This is a genomic window from Methylobacterium mesophilicum (assembly GCF_022179445.1).
Taxonomy (GTDB): Bacteria; Pseudomonadota; Alphaproteobacteria; order Rhizobiales; family Beijerinckiaceae; genus Methylobacterium; species Methylobacterium mesophilicum.
In genome coordinates, this window is the sequence record NZ_BPQU01000178.1 from 1 (window position 1) to 232 (window position 232).

Genomic DNA, 232 nt, shown 5'->3' on the forward strand with positions numbered 1-232 from the left:
GCATGGGTCAGGGTGGTGCCGGCGAGGGTGATCACCGGCGAGACCAGGCTGGCGGGGGCGGTGAGGCCGAGCCCGCCGGCGGCGACGGTGGTCGGGCCGGTGAAGCTGTGGGCGGCGGTCAGCGTGAGCGTGCCGGCGCCGAGCTTGGTCAGGCCGCCGGGGCCGGAGATGGTACCCGCGAAGGTGACGGCGTCGGCCCGGTTGAACGCCAGGGTGCCGGCGTTGGCGACAT

1 protein-coding gene is annotated in these 232 nt (G+C 75.4%); it reads right to left on the minus strand.

The genetic code is table 11. From position 1 onward, the window contains the following. Positions 1 to 232: autotransporter-associated beta strand repeat-containing protein (locus MFF40_RS28645; protein ID WP_238263213.1), on the minus strand; the 232-nt coding region annotated here is incomplete at both ends.